This window comes from Kocuria coralli, assembly GCF_008831305.1.
GTDB classification, from domain to species: domain Bacteria; phylum Actinomycetota; class Actinomycetes; order Actinomycetales; family Micrococcaceae; genus Kocuria; species Kocuria coralli.
The window spans coordinates 172,952-194,377 of record NZ_ML708611.1 but is presented as its reverse complement, the minus strand read 5'-3'; the positions used below and the strand labels follow the sequence as shown (position 1 = coordinate 194,377).

20 protein-coding genes are annotated in these 21,426 nt (G+C 71.6%); 16 read left to right on the top strand and 4 right to left on the bottom strand.

What is annotated here, in order from left to right; genetic code table 11:
- The gene (locus tag FCK90_RS02640) at window positions 1–468 is read left to right on the top strand and encodes a RidA family protein (RefSeq protein ID WP_158032744.1); all 468 of its coding nucleotides are present in this window, start codon (window positions 1–3) and stop codon (window positions 466–468) included.
- The gene (locus FCK90_RS02635; RefSeq protein ID WP_158032743.1) at window positions 452–1,516 is read left to right on the top strand and encodes an NUDIX hydrolase; all 1,065 of its coding nucleotides are present in this window, start codon (window positions 452–454) and stop codon (window positions 1,514–1,516) included. The genes FCK90_RS02640 and FCK90_RS02635 overlap by 17 nt, the downstream gene beginning before the upstream one ends.
- A gap of 68 nt (window positions 1,517–1,584) precedes the next feature.
- On the opposite strand, the gene FCK90_RS02630 is transcribed toward FCK90_RS02635, so the two are convergent.
- Window positions 1,585–2,262 carry a Crp/Fnr family transcriptional regulator gene (locus FCK90_RS02630; RefSeq protein WP_158032742.1) on the bottom strand — a complete coding sequence of 226 codons (678 nt, stop codon included), beginning with the start codon at window positions 2,260–2,262 and terminating at the stop codon, window positions 1,585–1,587.
- Window positions 2,263–2,581: 319 nt separating this feature from the next.
- Here FCK90_RS02630 and FCK90_RS02625 point away from each other — a divergent pair, with 319 nt between their 5' ends.
- Window positions 2,582–3,784 (top strand): MarP family serine protease, encoded by a 1,203-nt coding sequence (locus tag FCK90_RS02625; RefSeq protein ID WP_158032741.1) that lies wholly within the window; start codon window positions 2,582–2,584, stop codon window positions 3,782–3,784.
- A 141-nt stretch (window positions 3,785–3,925) separates the two neighbouring features.
- On the opposite strand, the gene acs is transcribed toward FCK90_RS02625, so the two are convergent.
- On the bottom strand, window positions 3,926–5,869 hold the full coding sequence (acs, locus tag FCK90_RS02620; protein ID WP_158032740.1) for an acetate--CoA ligase: 1,944 nt from the start codon (window positions 5,867–5,869) through the stop codon (window positions 3,926–3,928).
- Window positions 5,870–6,051: 182 nt separating this feature from the next.
- Between acs and nth the strand changes: the two genes are divergently transcribed.
- Complete coding sequence (nth, locus tag FCK90_RS02615; protein WP_158032739.1) at window positions 6,052–6,966, top strand: endonuclease III; 915 nt, start codon at window positions 6,052–6,054, stop codon at window positions 6,964–6,966.
- Complete coding sequence (locus FCK90_RS02610; RefSeq protein WP_246179927.1) at window positions 6,963–7,856, top strand: NUDIX hydrolase; 894 nt, start codon at window positions 6,963–6,965, stop codon at window positions 7,854–7,856. The genes nth and FCK90_RS02610 overlap by 4 nt, the downstream gene beginning before the upstream one ends.
- A 54-nt stretch (window positions 7,857–7,910) precedes the next feature.
- Here the strand turns inward: FCK90_RS02610 and FCK90_RS02605 are convergent, their stop codons facing one another.
- Window positions 7,911–9,734 (bottom strand): bifunctional 3'-5' exonuclease/DNA polymerase, encoded by a 1,824-nt coding sequence (locus tag FCK90_RS02605; protein ID WP_246179926.1) that lies wholly within the window; start codon window positions 9,732–9,734, stop codon window positions 7,911–7,913.
- Window positions 9,735–9,885: 151 nt separating this feature from the next.
- Between FCK90_RS02605 and ssd the strand changes: the two genes are divergently transcribed.
- The 7 genes from ssd (at window position 9,886) to FCK90_RS02570 (ending at window position 15,142) form a co-directional block, all read left to right on the top strand.
- Window positions 9,886–11,148 (top strand): septum site-determining protein Ssd, encoded by a 1,263-nt coding sequence (gene ssd, locus FCK90_RS02600; RefSeq protein ID WP_158032737.1) that lies wholly within the window; start codon window positions 9,886–9,888, stop codon window positions 11,146–11,148.
- Window positions 11,145–12,326, top strand: coding sequence for a TadA family conjugal transfer-associated ATPase (locus tag FCK90_RS02595; RefSeq protein ID WP_158032736.1), 1,182 nt, complete (start codon window positions 11,145–11,147; stop codon window positions 12,324–12,326). The genes ssd and FCK90_RS02595 overlap by 4 nt, the downstream gene beginning before the upstream one ends.
- Complete coding sequence (locus FCK90_RS02590) at window positions 12,323–13,138, top strand: type II secretion system F family protein (RefSeq protein WP_246179924.1); 816 nt, start codon at window positions 12,323–12,325, stop codon at window positions 13,136–13,138. The genes FCK90_RS02595 and FCK90_RS02590 overlap by 4 nt, the downstream gene beginning before the upstream one ends.
- The gene (locus tag FCK90_RS02585) at window positions 13,135–13,767 is read left to right on the top strand and encodes a type II secretion system F family protein (protein WP_158032735.1); all 633 of its coding nucleotides are present in this window, start codon (window positions 13,135–13,137) and stop codon (window positions 13,765–13,767) included. Before FCK90_RS02590 ends, FCK90_RS02585 begins: the two co-directional genes overlap by 4 nt.
- A gap of 86 nt (window positions 13,768–13,853) precedes the next feature.
- Window positions 13,854–14,117, top strand: coding sequence for a DUF4244 domain-containing protein (locus FCK90_RS02580; RefSeq protein WP_158032734.1), 264 nt, complete (start codon window positions 13,854–13,856; stop codon window positions 14,115–14,117).
- A 127-nt stretch (window positions 14,118–14,244) separates the two neighbouring features.
- A complete protein-coding gene (locus FCK90_RS02575) occupies window positions 14,245–14,694 on the top strand; it encodes a TadE family type IV pilus minor pilin (RefSeq protein WP_246179922.1) in 450 nt (149 codons plus the stop codon).
- On the top strand, window positions 14,684–15,142 hold the full coding sequence (locus FCK90_RS02570) for an Rv3654c family TadE-like protein (RefSeq protein WP_158032733.1): 459 nt from the start codon (window positions 14,684–14,686) through the stop codon (window positions 15,140–15,142). The genes FCK90_RS02575 and FCK90_RS02570 overlap by 11 nt, the downstream gene beginning before the upstream one ends.
- Here FCK90_RS02570 and FCK90_RS02565 read toward each other — a convergent pair.
- Entirely contained in the window at window positions 15,119–17,485 is a 2,367-nt protein-coding gene (locus FCK90_RS02565; protein ID WP_158032732.1) for a DEAD/DEAH box helicase, read from the bottom strand. The genes FCK90_RS02570 and FCK90_RS02565 overlap by 24 nt on opposite strands.
- A 129-nt stretch (window positions 17,486–17,614) precedes the next feature.
- Here FCK90_RS02565 and FCK90_RS02560 point away from each other — a divergent pair, with 129 nt between their 5' ends.
- The 4 genes from FCK90_RS02560 (at window position 17,615) to FCK90_RS02545 (ending at window position 21,287) form a co-directional block, all read left to right on the top strand.
- Window positions 17,615–18,070 carry a pyridoxamine 5'-phosphate oxidase family protein gene (locus tag FCK90_RS02560; protein WP_246179921.1) on the top strand — a complete coding sequence of 152 codons (456 nt, stop codon included), beginning with the start codon at window positions 17,615–17,617 and terminating at the stop codon, window positions 18,068–18,070.
- 64 nt (window positions 18,071–18,134) lie between these two features.
- Window positions 18,135–19,109, top strand: a complete 975-nt coding sequence (gene trhO / locus FCK90_RS02555; protein WP_158032731.1) for an oxygen-dependent tRNA uridine(34) hydroxylase TrhO — start codon at window positions 18,135–18,137, stop codon at window positions 19,107–19,109.
- Window positions 19,106–20,755, top strand: coding sequence for a DUF7059 domain-containing protein (locus FCK90_RS02550; protein WP_158032730.1), 1,650 nt, complete (start codon window positions 19,106–19,108; stop codon window positions 20,753–20,755). Before trhO ends, FCK90_RS02550 begins: the two co-directional genes overlap by 4 nt.
- A gap of 97 nt (window positions 20,756–20,852) precedes the next feature.
- Window positions 20,853–21,287, top strand: a complete 435-nt coding sequence (locus FCK90_RS02545; RefSeq protein WP_158032729.1) for a pyridoxamine 5'-phosphate oxidase family protein — start codon at window positions 20,853–20,855, stop codon at window positions 21,285–21,287.
- Window positions 21,288–21,426: the final 139 nt, after the last annotated feature.

Here is a 21,426-nt window from a genome sequence, read left to right as displayed (position 1 = left end):
ATGTCGGGTGGAGTCGACCGGCGCCTCGCCGATCTCGGGCTCTCGCTGCCCGAAGTGCCCGCCCCGGCGGGTGTCTACGTTCCGGCTCTGGTGACCGGCAACTACGTGCACACCTCGGGGCAGCTGCCCTTCATCGACGGGGAACTGCCGGAGACGGGCAAGGTCGGCGACGGCCTGGTCTCTCCCGAGCGCGCTCAGGAGCTGGCGGCCGTGGCCGCCTTGAACGCCCTGGCCGCGGTGAAGAACGTGATCGGCGACCTGGACCGGATCATCAGGATCGTCAAGGTCGTCGGCTTCGTCGCCAGCGATCCGGAGTTCTTCGGCCAGCCCGGCGTGCTCAACGGCGCCTCCAACCTTCTCGGCGACGTCCTCGGCAGCGCCGGTGTGCACGCGCGCTCCGCCGTCGGGGTGGCGGTCCTGCCGCTGAACTCGCCCGTCGAGGTGGAGCTGCTTGCCGAATTCGCCTGACCCCGCGCGCCGCCCGCGAACGTTCCGGGTTCTGCCGGAGTACTGGCAGGCGGCCGAGGTCTGGATGGAGGCCGAGGGCTCGTGGGAACCCATCGAGGCGGTCGACGCCGCCTGCGTGATCCTGCTGCGTGACAGCCCGGACGGGGTGGAGACCTACCTCGTCACCTGCCCGGAGCGCTCGCCGTTCGGCCCGGTGGCCTTCCCCGGTGGTCCGGTAGCGGCGGAGGACGATGATCCGCTGCCCTGGAGCGGGCCCCCGGCCACCGAATGGGGCGCGCGCTGGGGCGACGACGTCGGCAGTGCCCGCCGGGTGGCGGTGACCGCCATCCGAGAGCTCTTCGAGATCACCGGTGTGCTGCTCGCGGGCCAGGACGGGCACTCCACGGCTGAGACGATGGACGGCCGGGACTGGCTGGCCGTGCGCCAGCAAGTGCTCGCCCGGCAGCTGGGCTTCAAGGAGATGCTCGAGAGGCGGCGGCTCGCCCTGCGCACCGACCTGCTGTGGCCGATCGCCCGGTGGGCGACCCCCGACTTCCTGCACCGCCGTTACGACATCCGGTATTTCGCGGTGATCCTGCCCGAGCGGCAGACCGTCACGGAACTGCCCGGCCATCCGCGCCCCGGCGCCTGGGTCCCGCTGAAGCGGCTGGCCGCGCACATCAGGCCGGACGGGGCGGCGCCCTCGCGGGGAGGGGACGCGTCCTCGGAGCGGGAGGGGCTCGAACCGGATTCGTGGCTGGGGGACACCATCGGTGCCCGCAGCACTGCCGGCAAACCGCAGTCCGTCCTGCTCTCCGCCAACGTCAGCTGCCTGATCCAGGAGCTCGCCGGCGTGCGCTCCGTGGTCGAGGCCATAGCGCACCCCGGTGACCTCGGGCCGCGCCAGCCGCAGCTCAGACGCGACGACGACGGCACCTTCCAGCTCGTGGTGGCCCCCAGCATCCGGCATGGACGGACCCGTGAACGCGCCGAGGCGCATGGTGGCTGGCGGGAACGCGGAAGGGCGGATGCCGGTGCGGGCACGACAAAGGCCGCCCGGCAGCCTTGAGGGCGTGTCCGGGCGGCCGACGTCGTGACTGCGTCTGCGGCTACAGTGCGGCGACCGGGCGGTTCAGGTCAGCGTGAACGCTGCTTGAGCCGCTGCAGGTCCAGGATCACCACGGCGCGCGCCTCGAGGCGGATCCAGCCCCGCTGGACGAACTCGGCCAGGGCCTTGTTGACGGTCTCTCGAGAGGCACCGACCAGCTGAGCCAGCTCTTCCTGGGTCAGCTCGTGCGCCACCAGCACGCCGTCGGGGGTCTGGCGTCCGAAACGATCGGCGAGATCCAGGAGGGCCTTGGCCACGCGCCCCGGTACGTCGGAGAAGACCAGGTCCGCCAGGTTCTCGTTGGTCCGGCGCAACCGCCGCGCCAGCGCCTGCAGCAACTGCTGGGAGACGGCGGGGCTGCGCTCGATGACCTTCTTGAGGTTCTCGTGGTTGAGGCCGGCGAGGTGGGTCTCCGAGACGGCGGTCGCCGCCGTGGAACGCGGTGAAGGGTCGAAGATGGCCATCTCCCCGAACAGCTCCCCGGGGCCCATGACGGCCACGAGGTTCTCCCGGCCGTCGCTGGCGGTCCGGCCGAGCTTGATCTTCCCCGAAATAATGAAGTAGAGGCGATCGCCCTGGTCACCCTCGTGGAAGAGCGTGGCACCGCGGGGAAGCTCCACCTCGGTGATTTCGTCCGTAAGCGCCGCGAAGGCTTCGTCGTCGAGGGACGCGAATAGCGGTGCGCGTCGTAGGACGTCTGTATCCATGATGCTCCTCGTGTCGTTCATCTGGCTGGTCGTCGATGTGACGCAGTCGACACCATCAGTATCACTGTAGTGCGACCTGCCGTGATTCCAAATGACCAACTATCTCAGGCGTGGCCCTCGGTTAACTCTCACGGCGCACCCAGGGCCGTTCAATAGTCTTTCCCCCACCTTCCTGGACCTCGCTCATGAGGTCCTCCGGGCCCCTCGACGCCCGCGCCGGCGCGGTGGGCACCGGAGCGGAGCGGGAGAATTGCCGGAGCCGGCGGACCGCGGGAAAACCTGGTGAATAGACCGGCGAATAGAACGGAAGAGAAAGGACATGATGGACCTCAATGGAGATCTGTTCCTGGGGTTCAATGCCTTGGACGTCATCGTCGTACTGCTGCTCCTGGTGTTCCTGCTCCACGGCGCCGCCCGCGGCATAGGACGTACGATCGGCGGTGCCGTGGGGCTGGTGCTCGGAGCGACCCTGGCGTTGCTCCTGCTGCCCCATATCGAGATCAGCGAGGTCGGGCGATGGGCCCGCCTGGCGATTCTCGGGGTGGTCCTGGTGATCTGCATGGTGGTCGGGCAGGCGCTGGGCGAGGCGCTCCTCGGCCGGATCGCAGGCGGACCGCCGCGATCCTCCAGGATCCTGACCTTCGTGGACCGGGCCGGGGGAGGTGCGATCGGGGCGGCGATCGGGGTGATCGTGGTGCTGGCGCTCGGCGGTTTCCTGGGCCAGGTGCCCGCCCCCTGGCTGAACGCGCAGCTGGAGAGCTCGCGCTCGCTGCAGGCCATAGAGCGCTGGACCCCGCCGGCGGTGATCCGCGCGCTGGGCACCGCGCAGGAGGAGCTCGCGGGCGCCCCCGCGATCCGGGAGCTCGATGCGCTGCTCTACCCGGCCGTGGAGCCACCGCAGACCGAGATCGACGACCCCGAGGTGACCGCGGCCTCCGCCTCCACCGTGCGCATCCTCGGCGCCGCCGCCGAATGCGGGTACAACCAGTCCGGCTCCGGGTTCGTGACGGCGGCGGGGCAGGTAGTGACGAACGCGCACGTGGTGCAGGGGACCGACGGCGTCTCGGTCTACACGTCCCAGGGGCAGCGGCATGCGGCGGACGTGGTCAGTTTCGTGCCGGAGCACGATCTCGCCGTGCTCTCGGTCCCCGGCCTGGAGCTGGGCCCCCTGAGTATCGCCCAGGGCGCCGAGAGCGGCACGGAGGCGGCCTTCATCGGCTACCCCCTGTCAGGGCCGCTGGCCATCGGCGCGGCGACCGTCCAGGGCAGCGCGTACACGTCCATGGGCTCGATGGACGGCTCCATGCCGGTGCAGGTCACGCAGTTCGCGGGCAATGTCCAGCAGGGCAACTCGGGCGGGCCGCTGGTCGACATGGACGGCCAGGTCATCGGGGTGGTCTTCGGTAAGGCCGTGGACGACCCCGCAGGCTACGCCGTGGACACCGGGACGCTGACCGACGTGTTGGCCGGTGCCGCCGGGGCGGACCAGCCGGTCGGGACCGGGCAGTGCCAGGCCGCCTGAGCTCTGCCATCTGAGCTCTGCAGTCTGAGCCCTGCCGTCTGAGCCCTCCGTGGCGCGGCAGATGCCCGTGGCGGTCGGCACCCGAGGGGAAAGCCCCGCTCGTTCACGAGCGGGGCTTTCAGCGCTGATGCCGTGCAGCGGCTACTCGCCGAGCGAATCCACGATCTGCTGCATCACGGTCTGATCCGCCAGCGTGGTGACGTCGCCGACGGGGCGATCCTCGGCGACGTCCTTGAGCAGGCGGCGCATGATCTTGCCCGAACGGGTCTTGGGCAACTCCGGCACGATCAGGACACGCTTGGGCTTGGCGATCGGGGAGATCTCCTGGCCGACGTGGGCGCGGAGCTTCTCGCCGAGCTCCGCCTTGTCGTGGCCCTCCTGGGCGGCCTCGTCCGTCAGGATCACGAACGCCACGACGGCCTGTCCCGTGGTCTCGTCCGCAGCGCCGACGACGGCGGCCTCCGCGACGGTGTGATGGGAGACCAGCGCGGATTCGATCTCCGAGGTGGACAGGCGGTGGCCGGAGACGTTCATGACGTCGTCCACGCGCCCGAGGATCCAGATGTCGCCGTCGTCGTCGTAACGCGCGCCGTCGCCGGCGAAGTACATGCTCTCGAAGCGGGACCAGTAGGTCTGGACGAACCGCTCGTCATCGCCCCAGATGGTGCGCATCATGGAAGGCCACGGCTCGCGGACCACCAGGAAGCCCTGCTGGCCGTTCTCCAGGGACTCGCCCATCTCGTCGACCACGTCCACCTTGACCCCAGCCAGGGCGCGCTGCGCGGAGCCCGGCTTCGCCACGGTCACCCCGGGCAGCTGGGTGATCATGTGGGCTCCGGTCTCGGTCTGCCACCAGGTGTCGACGATCGGGCAGTCGCCGCCGCCGATGACCCGGTGGAACCAGGTCCAGGCCTCCGGGTTGATCGCCTCGCCGACCGTGCCGAGCAGTCGCAGGGAGGTGAGGTCGTATTCGGCGGGGATCTCCTCGCCCCACTTCATCATCGTGCGGATCGCGGTGGGGGAGGTGTACATGATGGTCACGCCGTACTTCTGCACGATCTCCCAGAACCGTCCGCGGTGCGGAGAATCGGGGGTGCCCTCGTAGATGACCTGGGTGGCTCCCATGACCAGCGGGCCGTAGGTGATGTAGGAATGCCCGGTGACCCAGCCGACGTCGGCGGTGCACCAGTAGACGTCGCTCTCGGGCTTGAGATCGAAGGTGTACTTCATGGAGAACGCACCCTGGGTCAGGTAACCGCCCGTGGTGTGCAGAACGCCCTTGGGCTTACCGGTCGTGCCGGAGGTGTAGAGGATGAACAGGGGATCCTCGGCGCCCACCTCGGCCGGAGCGTGCTCGGCGGAGGCGGTGTCCACGACGTCGTGCCACCAGACGTCGCGACCCTCGGTCATGGCGACCTCTTCGCCGTTGCGCCGGACCACCAGCACATGGTCGACCGTGGGCCCGCCCTTCTCCAGGGCGGCGTCGACGGCGGGCTTGAGCGTGGTGGGCTTGCCGCGACGGTAGGAGCCGTCCGCGGTGACCACCAGCTTCGCCTCGCCGTCCTCGACGCGGGAGCGGACCGCCTCGGCCGAGAAGCCGCCGAAGACCACGGAGTGGATCGCGCCCAGGCGGGCGCAGGCCAGCATGGTGATGACCGCCTCGGGGATCATGGGCATGTAGACGGCGACCCGGTCGCCCTTGCCGATCCCGAGGGAGGCGAATCCGTTGGCTGCCTTGGAGACCTCGTCCTTGAGGTCCGCATAGGTGAAGGAACGGGAATCGCCGGGCTCTCCCTCGAACAGCAGGGCGATGCGATCGCCGTTGCCGGCCTCGACGTGACGGTCCACGGCGTTGTAGGCGGCGTTGAGGGTGCCGTCCTCGAACCATTTGGCGAACGGCGGATTCGACCAGTCCAGGGTGGTGGTGAAGTCCTTGGACCAGGTCAGCAGCTCGCGGGCCTGACGCGCCCAGAACTCCGTGCCCTCGGCCTCCGCCTGCTCGTACAGCTCGGAGCCGGCGTTGGCCTGATCGACGAAATCCTGCGGAGGGGCGAAAGTCTGCTGCTCGTGGTTGTGCTCGGTCATCGGCGTGTGCTCCTTATCAAGGGGCTCAGGCCCGGACGGTGTGCTCCGGACGGCGTGGTCTCACCAGCATATGTGCCTGGCGTCACATGTTCGGTTCGAGGTTAGTTCAGTTGCACCATCGGATTCCACACGTGTCCAACTCCCGCGGACGGGCTGTCCGCCCCGGCACGTAGCATCGGGATATGAGCACGAGTCCCGGCAACGATCTGCAACCGCATCCCCTGCATCGCGCAGAGGGCGGCCCGGTTCCCGACCACGTGCGCATCGTGGATCCGGCCAGGGCCAGGGCGGGGGCAGCCCGTCGCCGCCGGACGGGGAAGACGGAGACCGAGCTGGGCCGGAAACGGCGGGCGCGCAAGATCGACGCCGTCCTGGGGCGAACCTATCCGTACGCCGTCGCGGAGCTCGACTTCGGATCGCCGTGGGAGCTGCTCGTCGCCACGGTGCTCTCCGCCCAGACCACCGACGTACGGGTCAACGCGACCACGCCGGCCCTGTTCGGACGCTGGCTCACCCCGCGCTCGCTGGCGGAAGCGGAGCGGCCCGAGGTCGAGGAGATGGTGCGGCCCCTGGGCTTCTACCGGTCCAAGGCCAAGGCCATCCAGGGCCTGGCCCAGCGGGTGGAGGACGAGTTCGGCGGTGAGGTCCCCTCGACGCTGGACGATCTCGTCTCCCTGCCCGGAGTGGGCCGGAAGACCGCCCATGTGGTGCTGGGCAATGCGTTCGGGCGCCCGGGCATCACCGTGGACACCCACTTCGGGCGGCTGGCCAGGCGGTTCGAATGGACGACGGAGGAGGCCCCGGACAAGGTCGAGCGGGATGTGATGGAGCTTTTCGAGCCCGGGGACTGGACCGACCTCTCCCACCACCTGATCTACCACGGCCGCCGGATCTGCCACGCCCGCAAACCCGCGTGCGGGGTGTGCCCGGTCGCCGACCTGTGTCCTTCGTACGGTCAGGGCCCCACCGAACCCCATACGGCGGCCAAGCTGATGACCTACGAGTTCGCTGCTGGGCGCGAAGACCTCTTGCAGGGATATCTCGGCGGGAAGAGCCGTCTTGAGCTGCGGGCCTCCGGCCATTCCCTGGGGCTGTGACCGTGGATCCCATCCGGTGCCGGGCCAGGACCGACCTGATCCGGGCGGTCCAGCTGCTGAACCAGGCCGGCCCTTTGCGGATCCCGGAGGTTCCTCCGGGGAGGACCATGCGCGAGTCCGCCGTTCTCATCCTCGTGGGCGCGCTCGACGAAGTGCCCGCCGTGACCTCGTCGCTCCCGGCCGTGGGCGGCCAGGACCGGCACGAGGCCGCCGGACGCGGGGACCGGGACGGGTCCAGGGACCGGGGCCGCGAGGAGACCCCCGGAGCCCCGGAGCGGCCTCACGTGACTGCCGACCTTGACCTTTTGCTGGTCCAGAGGGCGGCCACCCTGCGGGCGCACCCGGGGCAGGTCGCCTTCCCCGGCGGGCGCCTGGACCCCGAGGACGGTGACCCCTGTGCGACCGAGGACCGCCTCGAACTGCCGGCCGGATCCGGTCAGGCGGCCTACGTCCGTGCGGCGCTGCGAGAGGCCGAGGAGGAGACCGGCCTCGACCCCTCGGGCGTCGAGGTCCTGGGGCTGCTGCCCCGCACGCCGCTGACGGTCTCCAGCCATCAGGTCACCCCGGTGGTGGGGTGGTGGTCCAAGCCCGTGTCCGTGGACGTGGTGGACCACAGGGAGTCCTCCCTCGTCTTCAGGGCCCCTGTCCTCGACCTGGTGGATCCGTCCCGGCGTCACTCGGCGGAGGTCCGCGTCCCGGGGCCGGACTATCCGGACGTGCGCCACCGCTCGCCCGCCTTCCGGATCCCCCGGGAGATCACCGACCCCGCCGGGGGAGAGGGCGACGTCGTGGTCTGGGGCTTCACCGGCCTGCTGCTCGACCATCTGCTCACGGCCGCGGGATGGTCGCGGGACTGGAATACGGACGACGTCCGGCCCGCCCCCAGATAGCGACGGGCCGGAGTCCCGTCCGAGAGGGCGGCCGGCTCCCGGGTGAGTGGGGTGCTACTTCGCCTGGTCGTAGCTGTCGACCGTGACCACGCTCACCGGGAAGTCCACGGGCACCTTGCCGAAGACGATGCGGGTCGCCTCCTCGGCGGCCTCCCGGACGATCCGTTCGACCTGCGGGGCCTGGTGATCGGCCGTGTCCACCATGATCTCGTCGTGCAGGAAGAACACCAGGCGGGCATCCAGGTCCTCGCGCATCAGGACCGTCCGGACCCGCCCCATCCAGGCCATCGCCCATTCCGCGGCCGAGCCCTGCACCACGAAATTGCGGGTGAACCGCCCGTGGGTCCGGCGCATGCTCTGCGCAGCGCGCTCACCGGCGGCGGTGGCCGTATCCGCCGTCCTGGCCTGCCATTCCTGCGAGGGCGCCGGTGACCAGCGCCCCAGCCAGGTGCAGACCTGCCCGCCGTCCTCCCCGACCCGCGCGGCGTGCTCCACGTAGGCGACCGCCTTGGGGAACATGCGGGTCAGGTGAGGCATGAGTCGGCCGCTGTCCCCGGTGGTGGCGCCGTACATCGCACCGAGCAGCGCGATCTTGGCGTGCGTGCGTTCGGTGAGCCCCGAGTTCTGCGTCCGCCCCTGCTCGGCGATGGCGAGGTAGAGGTCACGGCCCCGTGAGGCGTCGGCGAGGGCGTCGTCTCGTGCCAGGACCGCCAGGACGCGGGGTTCGAGCTGGGCGGCGTCGGCGACCACCAGCCGTCGTCCCGCTCCGGGGCGCACGGCTGAGCGCACTGCCCGGGGGATCTGCAGGGCTCCGCCGCCGCGGGCCGCCCAGCGGCCGGTGACCACCCCGCCCACGACGTACTCGGCGTGGAAACGGTCGTCGTGCACCCAGTTCGCCAGCCAGTGCCACCCGTTGGCGGTGAGCAGGCGGGACATCTTCTTGTACTCCATGACCGGAGCGATCAGCGCTTCCCGGCGTGCGCGCTCATCGGGCGAGGACGCCGGTGCGGCCTCCACCCAGCCCTTCAGCAGCCACTGGCTGGTCGAATCGACGGGGATCCCCGCATCGCGCAGTGCACGAAGGAGGGACTGCGGGGAATCGGGGTTCAGGGCGGGTGCGACCAGGGCCTCGCGCAGCCGCCGGGCCGCGGCCTCCATCCTGGCCGGACGCTGTCCCGGGGCGGGTTCAGGGCCGAGCGCCTCCTCGAGGAGCGCGCGGTGGACCTGCGTGTCCCAGGCGACCCCGACCCGGTGCATGTCAGCGGCCAGGAGCGCGCCCGTGGATTCCAGTGCGGCGAGAAGCCGTAGTCTCCCGGGCGAGCGCGCCTGATCGACGGCGAGGAGCTGAGCGGAGAACTCGGAGACCGCACGTCGCAGGCGCTCCTCCGTATCCGGGCCCGTCGCGGTGTCCCCCGCGGTGATGTCGTCGAAGAGCCCCAGCTGGTTCTCACCCGGTGCGTTCCACGCCGAACGCACCGGCGGGTCCGGGGCGATGCCGGGATGCTCGCCGTCCGGCAGAGGGGGCAGGACGGGCCGGTAGGTGACCCCGGAGCCCGGAGCCGTGGCCGCCTGGGCGAGGATGGCCTGGACCAGGCGCAGATCGTGCACGTAGGGCATGGGCAGGGCGGGGTCCGCGGACAGCAGGGCGGGGAACACGGTCGCCCCGCGTTCGAAGACCCAGCGGGGCGGGGCGACTCCTGCCGCGCGGGCCGCCCGGGTGCGATCCCGGATGAAGGCGGCCAGCTCCGCGGTGTTCAGAGTCTGCGGGCCGCCCTGCGGGGACCCCGCGGCAGAGACCACCTGGGCGAGGTAGGCGCCCGAGGGCGCGGCGCTGCTCTGCGCCTGCGGACCCACGATCTCAACGACGACGACGAACACCCGTCCATTCTGCCCGTTGCCTCCGACGGCCCGGCACCGGCGAGACCGGGGGCCTCCACAGGAGGACCGGTGGGGCACGGGACCGGAGGTTTCCCACACACGGTGCGTCGCCGCGAGCGGACGAAGACCCGCCCCGGCCACCGTGGTGGACATGAACACGGCACACATCTCCGGACGCCGGGCCGCACGGATCGGCAGGCCGGACGAGACCACGGGCACACAGGACGGCATGGGTGGTCTCCCCGGCGAGGGGCGGTTCGCAGGCCCTGAGGCCGGCCCCTGTCCGGACGCCTCCGGGACAGATGGCGCGGCCGCGGACCAGGTGGTCTCCGGGGAGGGGCAGCGGGTCGGCCTGGTGACCTCCGACTCCGCGTTGCGCGAGCTGGTCGCGGGGATCTGCGCCTCGGCCGGAGCATCCCTACGGGTCGCGGCGGCGGACACCTCGCTGCGCGGTATCGACATCCAGTTGTGCGACGTCCAGGCGCTCGCGGACGGTCGCGTGCCCCACGGACGCAGCGGGCGCGAGGTCGTGCTGCTGGGCCGTGCGGAGGACACCGGGCTCTGGGATGCGGCCGCGTTGCTGGGCGGATGCCCCGTGGCGGTTCTCCCGGAAGCCGAGTCGTGGCTGGCGGACCGCCTCGCTCCCCGACCGGCGCCCGGGGAGGGGAGCCCCGCCGTCGTCATCGGCGTGGCGGGAGCGGTGGGCGGCATCGGGACCTCGACGCTGGCCTGCTGGCTGGCAGCCGACGCGGCGGCGCGGGGGGTGCAGAGCGTCCTCGTCGACGGTGATCCGGATGCCTGCGGTCTGGACCTGCTGCTCGGCCTCGAATCGCTGGAGGCATTGCGCTGGCCCGATCTGTACGGCTCGAAGGGCGTCCTGCGCCCCGAGCAGCTATGGCCTCTGCTGCCCGGCCATGCGGAAACCGCGAACTTGCGGTGGCTCTCGTGGGGGCGGGACCTCCCGTCGCAGGACCAGGTCCCCGGCAATGCCGTGGTGACCGCGCTGCGCGGGGCGGTGGAGGCCGTCGTCGTGGACCTTGGACGCATCCGAGCCGGGGGTACGGTGCTGGCGAACCAGTGCGACATCGTGGTCGTCGCCATGCCCAGGACGGTCAGGGGCGTGCTGGCCGCCCACCGCGCGACGAGTCTCCTGGGGTCCACCCCCGTGGAGTACGTGCTGTGCGGGGTGGACGTCGCCGACGTCGACGGAGCCCTGGTGGCGGAGACGCTGGGACGCGAGCCGGTCGGGCATCTGCGTTTCGACGGCCGCGTCCCGGAGGCCACGGAGATCGGGCGCCTGCTCGACCGCGGCGCACGGCGCCGCCATGCCCGGGCCGTGGGCCGGATGTGGGACGAGCTCAACGACATCGTCCGCTCCGCCGCGGCCGGCGCCCGGGAGGGCGAGCACTCATGAGCATCGACGCCCGGACCCGCCCAGAGCCCGCCGTCGGCCCGGCACTGCTGGAGTTCGTCCGCGAAGCGCTCCTGGCGGACGGCGGCAGGGTCACCGACGAACGCATCGCCCGCGCAGTGCGTGCCTCCGGGCACGTACTCGGAGCGGCGGGGACGCTGAGCGCTGTACGCAGTATCCGCGCCGAGCTGACGGGCCTGGGGCCCCTGCAGCACGAGCTGCCCGCCGAAGGTCTCACGGACGTGTGGATCAACGGCGCCCATGAGGTCTGGTGGGAGGCGGGGGCAGGGCCGGTACGGATACCGTCTCCGTTCAAGGACGACGACGAGGTCCGGGCCCTGGCCGTGCGCCTCGTCTCCTCGGCGGGCCGCAGGCTGGACGAGGCCCACCCGTGCGTGGACGTGCAGACCGACGGCGGCATGCGCGTGCACGCGGTCCTTCCGCCCGTCTCGACCGGCGGGACCCTGATCTCGGTGCGTTTCCGGCACCGTGACGTGATCACCGTGGACGACCTGGTCGCCAGCCGCACGGTCAGCCCCGAGATCCTGGAGCTCCTGCTGTCCGCCACGGCCCGCGGGGCGAACCTGCTGGTGACGGGCTCCACGGGAGCGGGCAAGACCACCGTGCTCAATGCTCTGCTCGGTGCCTGCCCGCCGCACGAACGCATCGTGCTGATCGAGGACGCCGCGGAGCTGCGGCCGCTGCACCCCCACGTGGTGGGCCTGCAGGCGCGGCATCCCAACGTGGAGGGCAGCGGCGCCATCGGCTTGGCGGAGCTGGTGCGCCAGTCCCTCCGCATGCGCCCCGACCGCATCGTGGTCGGCGAGTGCCGCGGTGCGGAGATCAGGGAACTGCTGACCGCGCTGAACACCGGGCACCGCGGGGCAGGTACGGTGCACGCCAATTCGGCGGATGCCGTCCCCGCGCGTCTGGCCGCGCTCGGCGCCCTGGGCGGGATGAACAGCGAGGCCGTCGCCCTGCAGGCGGGTTCGGCACTGGACCTGGTGGTCCACCTGGGCCGCCGCGAGGCCCGCCGGGTCGTGGAAGCCGTGGCTCTCGTGCAGGAGCGCAACGGCGCCCTGCAGATGACGACGGCGTCCCGCCTCACGGTCTCGGGGTATCGGCCCGGCCCGGGATGGCAGCGGTTCGCGGAGCTAGCGGAGCGGGGTGAGGAGCCGTGAACGGCCCTCCGATCGTGATGGCCCTGCTGGTCCTGCTGAGCCTCGCCCTGATCTGGCTCCCGGCGGGAACGCGGACCCGGGTCACCGGCGCCCTCGGCGTCCCGGGCCGCTCGGGAGGCTCCGCCGGTACGGCCGGTGCGTCCGGGCCGGCGAGCAGGCTGGTCCGGGCAGTGCGGAACCACCGGCGCAGCGCGACCACGGAGGCGGGGGAATGGGCCGTCTGGATGCGCCAGCTCGCCACCCTCCTGCGGTCGGGGCGCAGCCCCGGCTCCGCGTTCGGGGTCGAGGCCGAGTCCCTCTCCGAGACCCCGGACCCGTCGCCGACCGGACAGAGGATGGCAGCGGTATGCCGCACCGTGGCCGGCGGCGCCTCCGTGGGCCTGCCGCCGTCGGCCACGCTGCGTTCCCTGGCGAGGACGCCGGCCGCCGACCGGAAGCGCCTGCGCCGTATCGAGGCCACCGTGCTGACCGACCTGGCGCGCTGCTGGGAGATCTCCGAGCGCACCGGAGCGCCTCTGGCCGCGTTGCTGGAGGGCCTGGCCGACGCGACGGAAGCCGACCTGGATGCCGCGGCCGCACGTGAGACGGCCCTGGCCGGGTCGCGGTCCACCGTGCGGATCCTGAGCTGGCTTCCGGTGATGGCCCTGGGCCTGGGCGTCCTGATCGGGGCCGACCCCATCCGGACGCTTCTGACCAACCCCTGGGGGATCGCCGCCGGAGTTGCCGGTGCGGTGCTGACCCTGGCGGGGCGGGTGTGGACCGTTCGTATGGTGCGCGCGGCCGAACACGCCACCGGGAGGGACCCGGCATGAATCCGCTCAGCGTCTTCATCACCGCAGCCCTCCTGGCCCTGTTCCTGGCAGCCGGTCTCGCCGTGGCATGGCTGCCGGCGCACCGGTCCAGGGCACTCTTCGCCCTGTCCGCGATAGGACCCGTGGCCGCAGCACCCGCCGGGAACGTCGCCCGGGGCCATGAGGCCCGGGAGCGCGAGGACCGGGCGGAACCTCCCGCATCGGCCGCCGTGCTCGTGGAACTCGTCGTCTCCATGCTCGAAGCCGGCATGCCGGTCGACCGCAGCCTGACCGTCCTGGGCCAGAGCCTCGGCGGTCCGTCGGGCCGTGCCCTGCGGGCTGTCGGCACCGGCCTGGGGCTGGGCCTGCCCTGGCGGCAGGCATGGGCCTCCGCGGGGGACATCCCGGTGGCCGTGCAGGATCTCCGGGCCGCACTGACCTTCTCCTCGGTGTCCGGGGCGCCCTCGGCAGCGGCTCTGAGGGCCACCTCCGCCCATGTGCGGCGGCTCGAGCACCGGCGGGCGGAAGCCGCGGCCGAACGGCTCGCGGTGCACCTGGTGGTCCCCCTGGGGCTCTGCTCCCTGCCCGCCTTCATCGCGTGGGGGATCGTCCCCGTGCTCATCGGCCTGGTACCGGAGCTGTTCCGATGACCGCGCCCTCCCTGAACCCCGGCCGGACACCCGTCCCGTCCGGAAGCAGACCCCCGGCACCGGGGGCGACAGAAAGAGGAAGAACCATGTCCCGCACACAGCACAGCGCGACTCCCACACCCGGCCAGGACCCGGCCGCCGCGCAGGCCACGGTGGTCCGCGACGGCCAGGCCGTCGTACCGGGCCACGGCCTGGTGATCCACGATCCCGACCTCGGGGCCTCGACCGTCGAGTACGCCATCGTGCTCCTGGCAGCCGCGGCGTTCGGAGGCGTCATGGCCGCGGTCATCGCCTCGGACGCCGTGAGCGAACTGCTCATGGGCATCATCTCCAAGGCGCTGGGGATCTGAGCGCCCGGACCGCCGCGGGGAGGACCCCGCGGCGGTCCGAAGCCCCTTGTCACAGCTCCTCCGAGCGACGTCGGACGGCGGTGGACACCGCCCCGCGGCGTTCGCCGACCACCAGGAAGGTTTCATCATGTTCGTGCGTACCGTTCGCGCCCTGCGCGAGCTCATCTGCGGACGCAGCCCCCACGATCGGCCGGCCGGAGCCGCCGGCAGTGAGAGCGGCCCGCACCCCGATCGCGGAGCCGTCACGGCGGAGACGGCCATGGTGCTGCCTGCCGTCGTGCTCATGCTGGCCGTCGTGCTCGCCGGCGGGGCGGCCGCGGCTACGCAGGTCCGCTGCGAGGAGGCCGCCGGTGCCGCCGCGCGCGTGATCGCCCGCGGTGAGAGCGAGGAAGCCGCCGTCGAGGAGGCCCGGTCCATCGCGGGCGAACGGGCGCGGATCTCCGTGGGCCTGCGTCAGGGCCGGGCCGAGGCGGAGGTGGTCATGCCGGCCCCGGGCATCCTGGCGGACTGGGGCGGGCTGGAACTGTCCGCGACCGCCTCGACCCTCACCGAGGGGGTGGTCCTCGATGACCGGTGACCGCGGCTCGCCGACGGCCTCCGGCGGGCAGGACCGTCGCGAACGGTGCGAAGAAACAGGGGTGCCCGCCGCGTCGCCCGCCGACCACGGCGGCGGCACGGTTCTCGGGCTGACCGTCGTCCTGGTGTCGATCTTCCTGCTCGGGGCGGTGCTGCTGGTCGGGCAGGCGGCGATTCTCAAGCACCGGGCCGGCAACGTCGCCGACCTCGCCGCACTGGCTGCCGCGGACACCGCGCGCGGACTCGTGCCCGGGGATCCGTGCGAGACCGCCCGGAGCGTCGCAGAGGAGAACTCGGCCACGCTGCACAGCTGCGCACTCGTGGAGCCGGAGCTGACCACCGTGGACATCACCGTCGGCATCGACCTGCCAGGGGTGCTGTCCCCGCTGGGACAGGCCGAGGGGATCAGCCGCGCGGGCCCGCCGTCAGACAGCCCCTTCGCGCAGTGAGCTTTCCGGGGCTTGGTCCAGCAGCGCTCCGAGGAAGGCGACCGCCCCCGCCTTGTCCAGGGGATTGTTGCGCTTGCCGCACTTGGGCGACTGCACGCAGGAGGGGCAGCCGTGCTCGCACTCGCAGGAGACGATCGCGGCCCTGGTGGCCGCCAGCCAGGTGGCGGCCAGGTCGTAGCCGCGCTCGGCGAAACCGGCACCTCCCGGATGGCCGTCGTGGACGAAGATCGTGGGCAGCTCGGTGTCGGCGTGCAGCGCCGTGGACAGCCCGCCCACGTCCCACCGGTCGCATGTCGCCAGAAGGGGCAGCAACCCGATCATGGCGTGCTCGGCGGCGTGCAGTGTCCCGGGCAGGTCGGGTTCCTCGATCCCCGCGGCAGCCAGGACGGGTGCGGGGACGGTGAACCACACGGCCTTGGTGAACAGGTCCGTGGGCGGAAGATCGAGCGGCTCCTCCCCGATGATCTCGTGACCCGGGAGCGCCTTGCGCTGGTAGGAGACCACCAGGGAGGTCACCTGGACCTGACCCGCATGGACCGTCACCCGCCCCCAGGACTCGCGGCGCTGCTCCTCGAGCACGTTCACCGAGGTGACCTCGCGCGCCATGGTGTAGAAGTCAGGATGGGCGCGGGACACGGAGACCACATGGTGCTCCAGATCCAGTTCGTCGACGAGGTAGGAGCGTCCCTGGTGCACGTAGACCGCCCCGGGATGGGTCTGCTGATGGGCCTGCCCCGTTCCGATCGACCCCAGGATCTGTCCGGAATCGGTCTCGACGATCTGCAGCGGGCCGCCCCCCTCGGCCCGGATGGAGACCATGGCGGCCGGGGCTTCCGCGCGGGTCCAGAACCAGCCGCTGGGCCGCCGCCGCAACTGCCCCGCCCGCACCAGCGAATCCAGGATCCCCGGAGCGGCCAGCCCGAACAATTCCAGGTCCGCCGGCCTCAGGGGCTGCTCCGCCGCGGCGGCGCACAGGTGCGGAGCCAGAACGTACGGGTTGGAGGGGTCGAAGATGGTGGCCTCCACGTTGACGTCGAAGATCGCCTCGTGATGGTTGACCAGATAGGTGTCCAGGGGGTCCTCGCGGGCGATGAACGCCGCCAGCGCCTGCTGCCCGGCCCGCCCGGCCCGGCCGATCTGCTGGAAGAACGACGCCCGTGTCCCCGGCCATCCCGCCACCAGGACCGCGTCCAGCCCGGCGACGTCGATTCCCAGCTCCAGCGCCGAGGTGGAGGCGAGTCCCAGCAGGCGGCCGTCGCGCAGCTGCTGCTCCAGCTCGCGTCGCTCCTCGGGGAGGAAACCCGCCCGGTACGCGGCCACCCGGTGCGCCAGACCCGGTTCGACCTCGTCGAGCTGTGAGTGGGCGATCTGCGCCACCGTCTCCGCGCCGCGCCGCGAACCGACGAACGCCAGGGTGCGGACCTGCTTGAGCACCAGATCCGTGAGCATGTCGGCGGACTCCGCCAGGACGCTGCGCCGCGTCGGCGCCCCGTTCTCGCCCTCCGCACCCGACTGCTCGGGCTCCCAGAGAACCACGGTCACCGGTCCGTGCGGGGAGTCATCGCCCGTCACGGCCTCGACCTCGGCGTCGGCGACCCCGAGCAGCCGCGCGAAGGACTCCTGCGGGGCCGCCGAGGTGGCCGACGCGCCGATGAAGACGGGTTCGGAACCATACAGGGCCGTAACCCGCCGGAGCCTTCGCAGGACGTTGGCCACGTGGGATCCGAAGACCCCCCGGTACACATGGGCCTCGTCGACCACGACGTACCGCAGCCGCCGCAGGAACCGGCTCCACTGGGGATGGTTCGGGAGCACACCGGCGTGCAGCATGTCCGGATTGCACAGGACCAGGTCGGCGTGATCGCGGATCCAGCGGCGCTGCTCGAGCGGGGTGTCGCCGTCGTAGGAATGGGCGCGGACGCGCAGGCCGCCCGCCAGCGCCTCGACCGAGGCCAGCTGGTCCGCGGCGAGGGCCTTGGTCGGCGCCAGGTAGAGAGCCGTCGCCTCCTCGGTGTGCTGCAGCACCCCGGGCGAGGACTCCGCGAGCAGCCGCCCGGCGTGAATGGCCGACAGCGCAGGTGCCTGATAGGCCATCGACTTGCCCGAAGCCGTCCCGGTCGCCACCACGACGTGCCCGCCGCGGGTGGCCTCGATGGCCCTGGCCTGATGACGGTAGGGCTCGTGGACTCCCAGCCGCGCGTAGGCGGTCACCACGTCCGGGTGCACGAGATCCGGCCACGGTGCCGTGACCGCCTCGCGAGCCGGCAGCTCCCGGACGTGCCGTACCTCCTCGGGAGCGTTTCCGCGACCGAGCAGCGGCAGGAGGGAGTCGTAGTCAGGCACCGGCACATTCTCCCACCGGTTCGTCCGCCCGGCCCCTCACACGAGCCTCAGGACTCGGGCCGGTGCACGGTGAATGTAAGAAATGGCTCCTGGTGTGATCCGCGCCATGGTCGGTGGGAGAATCCTGGTATGAGCACCGGAAGCATGATGAACCCCGCGCCCCTGCCCGAGGACCAGGCACCGCACCAGCAGGCCAACGTGAGCGAGCCCCTGAGCGAAGACCAGTGCTGGGAGTACCTGGAGGCCGCCCGGTTCGGTCGTCTGGCGACCATGGACGACGAGGATATCGAGATCACGCCCGTCAACTTCGTGGTCGACGACCGCAAGCTCTACTTCCGGACCGCCCAGGGCCCCAAGCTGTTCCGCCTGGTCCTGACCGGCAGGGTCGCCTTCGAGATCGACAGAGTGGCCGGGGACTCCGCATGGTCGGTCATGGTCCGCGGAGCGGGCCGTCGGCTGACCGGAGCCGAGGAACTCGAACGGGCCCGGTCCCTGGACCTCAAGCCCTGGCTGGACACCGAGAAGGCCGAGTTCGTGGAGATCGAACCCCTGCGGGTGACGGGCCGCAGCTTCCGCCTGGGCTGACCGCGGGGGACTTCGCCGGGGCCGGCCGGGAGGGCGGTCTCCGGACCCGACTACCCTGGTGGGCGTGTCCGTGAACCGCATCCTGCTCTACTACAGTCTCTGTCCGCTGCCCGATCCCCAGGCCATCGCCCTCTGGCAGCGTGCACTGTGCGAACGCCTGGGGCTGCGCGGGCGGATCCTGATCTCCCCCGAAGGTCTCAACGGGACGGTGGGAGGCGAGGTCGGCGCCCTCAAGCAGTACGCCAAGACCACCCGGTCCTACCCGGGGTTCCGGGAAATGGACCTGAAATGGTCGGACGGCTCCGCCCAGGACTTCCCGCGGCTGTCCGTCAAGGTCCGCGACGAACTGGTGGCCTTCGGCGCCCCCGGTGAGGTCGAGGTCGGCACCGGGGGCGTGATCGGCGGAGGCCGGCGCATCACCCCGGGGGAACTCGACCGCCTCGCCGATGAACGCGAGGATCTGGTGCTCTTCGACGGCCGCAACTCCTGGGAGGCCCGCATCGGGAGGTTCAAGGGAGCCGTGGTCCCGGAGGTGGAGACCACCCGCGACTTCGTCCGGGAACTGGACTCCGGCAAGTACGACGACCTCAAGGGCAAGCCGATCGTCACTTACTGCACGGGCGGCATCCGGTGCGAGTTCCTCTCCGCGCTGATGCGCCGGCGAGGGTTCGAGGAGGTGTACCAGCTCGACGGCGGGGTGGTGCGCTACGGCGAGGCCCGCCAGGACTCGGGCCTGTGGGAAGGGTCGCTCGCGGTCTTCGACGGCCGGGGCGCCATCGATTTCTCCTCCCAGACGGCCGTGATCGGCATCTGCGACGTGTGCGGCGGCTCCGCGAGGACCTTCGTCAACTGCTCGGATCCCGCCTGCCATCGGCGCCTGCTCGCCTGCGACGAGCACGTCCGGGCCCACGACGGCGGCGGGCTGCGCTGTCCCGACGGCTGCCGTCCCGATCGTCCAGGACACGGCGGCGGCAGGTCGGCAGGTCCCGGAACCGACCCGGCGGCATCCCGCGGGCCGTTCAGCGAGGCCGTGTCATGAGCGATGCGAACAACCCGGCGGATGACTTCGCGGTCGTGGCCGGGGCGCCGCGGTCCGACGACCTCGCAGCGATCGGACGCCTGCGTGAGGCCCTGAGCCGGGCCGGGTTCACGTCCACCGGGGTGAGGGACTACCTGGGCGAGGCCGCGGCGCGGGCGCTCTCCCGCGACCAGGCCGCACCGGCGCTGCGCGCCCTCGGCCGGCACCATGACAGGGGAACGGCGGGGGCGCTGTCGGCGCTGATCCGGCTGTTCCTCCTGGCTCGCCCGGTCGCGGAGGCCGCCCTGGAGGAAGCGCTCGGAGACGCGGTGGCCGAAGACCTCCTGAGGCTGGGGCTCGCGGAGCGCTGCGACCCGGGCCGGGTGCGCAGCCTCGTGGACCTCGACCTGCACTCCGCCGACGACGGCATGGAGCTGTGGGTCACGGCCGACCTGACGGCTTTCCAGCGTCCCGGTGCACTGCGTCATGACTATGTGCTGGGCATCGGCGGTGCCTCCCTGACCCTGGCGCAGATCACCGAACGCCGCCCGGCCGGGCGGGCCCTGGACATCGGCACGGGCTGCGGCGTGCAGATCTTCCACCTGCTGGGCCATTGCGACCGGGTGGTCGCGACGGATCTCTCCGAACGGGCCCTGGCCTTCGCGCGGTTCAACCTGATCCTCAACGCCCCGGCGCTGGGCCTCGACCCCGAACACCTCGGGGACCGGGTCGAGCTCCGCCACGGATCGCTTCTGGAGCCCGTGGCCGGGGAACGCTTCGACCTGGTGGTGACCAACCCGCCCTTCGTGATCACTCCTCGGGCCGAGGGGGAGACGGCGGAGCAGCGCTATACCTACCGCGACGGCGGACGGCCCGGTGACGCCCTGGTGGCCGAGCTGATCGGCGGGCTGGGGGCCGTGATGTCCCCGGGGGCGACCGTGCACCTGCTGGCGAACTGGGAGATCGGCGAGCGGGAGGCCGGCGAGGACGACGATCTCGACCCCGGGCGGCGGTGGTGGCACCGCGTGCGGGCCTGGATCCCGGTGGAGCTGGACGCATGGGTGATCCAGCGCGATGCCGAGACACCCGAGGAATACGCCGAGACCTGGCTGAGGGACGCCTCCGAGCACCTGGACCGGGCGGCCTACGAGAGCGCCTACATCGCCTACCTGGAGGATTTCGCCTCCCGGGGCGTGCACAGCGTGGGCTTCGGCTACGTCAGGCTGCAGCGCCCGGCGGCTCCCCGCGAGCCCCGCCGTCGTTTCGAGGAGCTGACCCATCCCGTCCAGCAGCCGATCGCCGGAACCCTGGCCGAGACGGCCGAGCGCGAGGAGGTCCTCGAGGGGCTGGGGGAGCGCTGGTCCGACCTGCATCTGGTCGTGCCGGAGCATGTGACGGAGGAGCGGCATCAGCGCCCCGGGGCGGAGGACCCGTCCGTGATCCTGCTGCGGCAGGGCTCGGGACTGCAGCGGACCAACGTCCTGACCTCCGCGACCGCCGGGCTGGTGGGGGCATGCGACGGCGAGCTGTCGGTGGCGCAGATCGTGGCGGCACTCGGGTCGCTGCTGGGCTGGGAGTCCCCCGCCTCGTCGGCGGAGGAGGGCCGGGCCGTGCTCGCGGAGACCCGGCAGCTGCTCGTCGACGGTTTCCTGGAACCGGAGGCCTGAGCCGCCCGGTTCCCGGGCTGGACGTTCCCGGAAGAAACATGGCCGGAGGACGGCGGTCCGGGCTGACCCCCGGGCCGGGGAATGAAAGAATGAGGCCATGAACAGCCAGAGCCGATATCGAGAACTGACCCGCGACGAAGCATGGGAACTGCTGGAGAGGGAGCCGTTCGGGCGCTTGGCCGTCGTCGTCTCCGGGCTGGTGGACATCTTCCCCGTCAACTTCGTGGTCCACAATCACAAGCTGTGGTTCCGCACCGCGCAGGGCTCGAAGCTGGCCTCCCTGGTGGTCAACAACCAGGTGGCCTTCGAGGCCGACCGCAAGGATGAGGAGAATCTCGAGGTCTCCTCCGTGGTGGTCCACGGCCGCGCTCGCCGTATCGAGGACGGGCCGGAGTTCGAGATGGCCGAGGGCCTGGACCTGCGCCCGTGGGTGCGCTCCTTCAAGCCGTACTTCGTGGTCGTGGAACCCGAGCAGGTCTCCGGGCGGGCGTTCCCCATCTCCTCCGCGGCAGCGGACGAGGACGACGAATAGGTCCCGTCCCCGTTCCGGGGGCGGCCGCCTCCAGCCGATGCCGTGGGGGCCGTAGCGGGCGGCACGACATACTTCACGGCAGTATCCACAGTCACTTGCGGCGCGTTCCGGCGATAGGGGTATGGTGCGATCCGTGCCG

Bases quoted from the DNA above. Each gene is read 5' to 3' on its own strand.
- FCK90_RS02640 (WP_158032744.1), top strand. From the start codon at position 1: ATGTCGGGTGGAGTCGACCGGCGCCTCGCCGATCTCGGGCTCTCGCTG.
- FCK90_RS02630 (WP_158032742.1), bottom strand. From the start codon at position 2,262: ATGGATACAGACGTCCTACGACGCGCACCGCTATTCGCGTCCCTCGAC.
- FCK90_RS02625 (WP_158032741.1), top strand. From the start codon at position 2,582: ATGATGGACCTCAATGGAGATCTGTTCCTGGGGTTCAATGCCTTGGAC.
- acs (WP_158032740.1), bottom strand. From the start codon at position 5,869: ATGACCGAGCACAACCACGAGCAGCAGACTTTCGCCCCTCCGCAGGAT.
- nth (WP_158032739.1), top strand. From the start codon at position 6,052: ATGAGCACGAGTCCCGGCAACGATCTGCAACCGCATCCCCTGCATCGC.
- ssd (WP_158032737.1), top strand. From the start codon at position 9,886: ATGAACACGGCACACATCTCCGGACGCCGGGCCGCACGGATCGGCAGG.
- FCK90_RS02595 (WP_158032736.1), top strand. From the start codon at position 11,145: ATGAGCATCGACGCCCGGACCCGCCCAGAGCCCGCCGTCGGCCCGGCA.
- FCK90_RS02585 (WP_158032735.1), top strand. From the start codon at position 13,135: ATGAATCCGCTCAGCGTCTTCATCACCGCAGCCCTCCTGGCCCTGTTC.
- FCK90_RS02580 (WP_158032734.1), top strand. From the start codon at position 13,854: ATGTCCCGCACACAGCACAGCGCGACTCCCACACCCGGCCAGGACCCG.
- FCK90_RS02575 (WP_246179922.1), top strand. From the start codon at position 14,245: ATGTTCGTGCGTACCGTTCGCGCCCTGCGCGAGCTCATCTGCGGACGC.
- FCK90_RS02570 (WP_158032733.1), top strand. From the start codon at position 14,684: ATGACCGGTGACCGCGGCTCGCCGACGGCCTCCGGCGGGCAGGACCGT.
- FCK90_RS02560 (WP_246179921.1), top strand. From the start codon at position 17,615: ATGAGCACCGGAAGCATGATGAACCCCGCGCCCCTGCCCGAGGACCAG.
- FCK90_RS02550 (WP_158032730.1), top strand. From the start codon at position 19,106: ATGAGCGATGCGAACAACCCGGCGGATGACTTCGCGGTCGTGGCCGGG.
- FCK90_RS02545 (WP_158032729.1), top strand. From the start codon at position 20,853: ATGAACAGCCAGAGCCGATATCGAGAACTGACCCGCGACGAAGCATGG.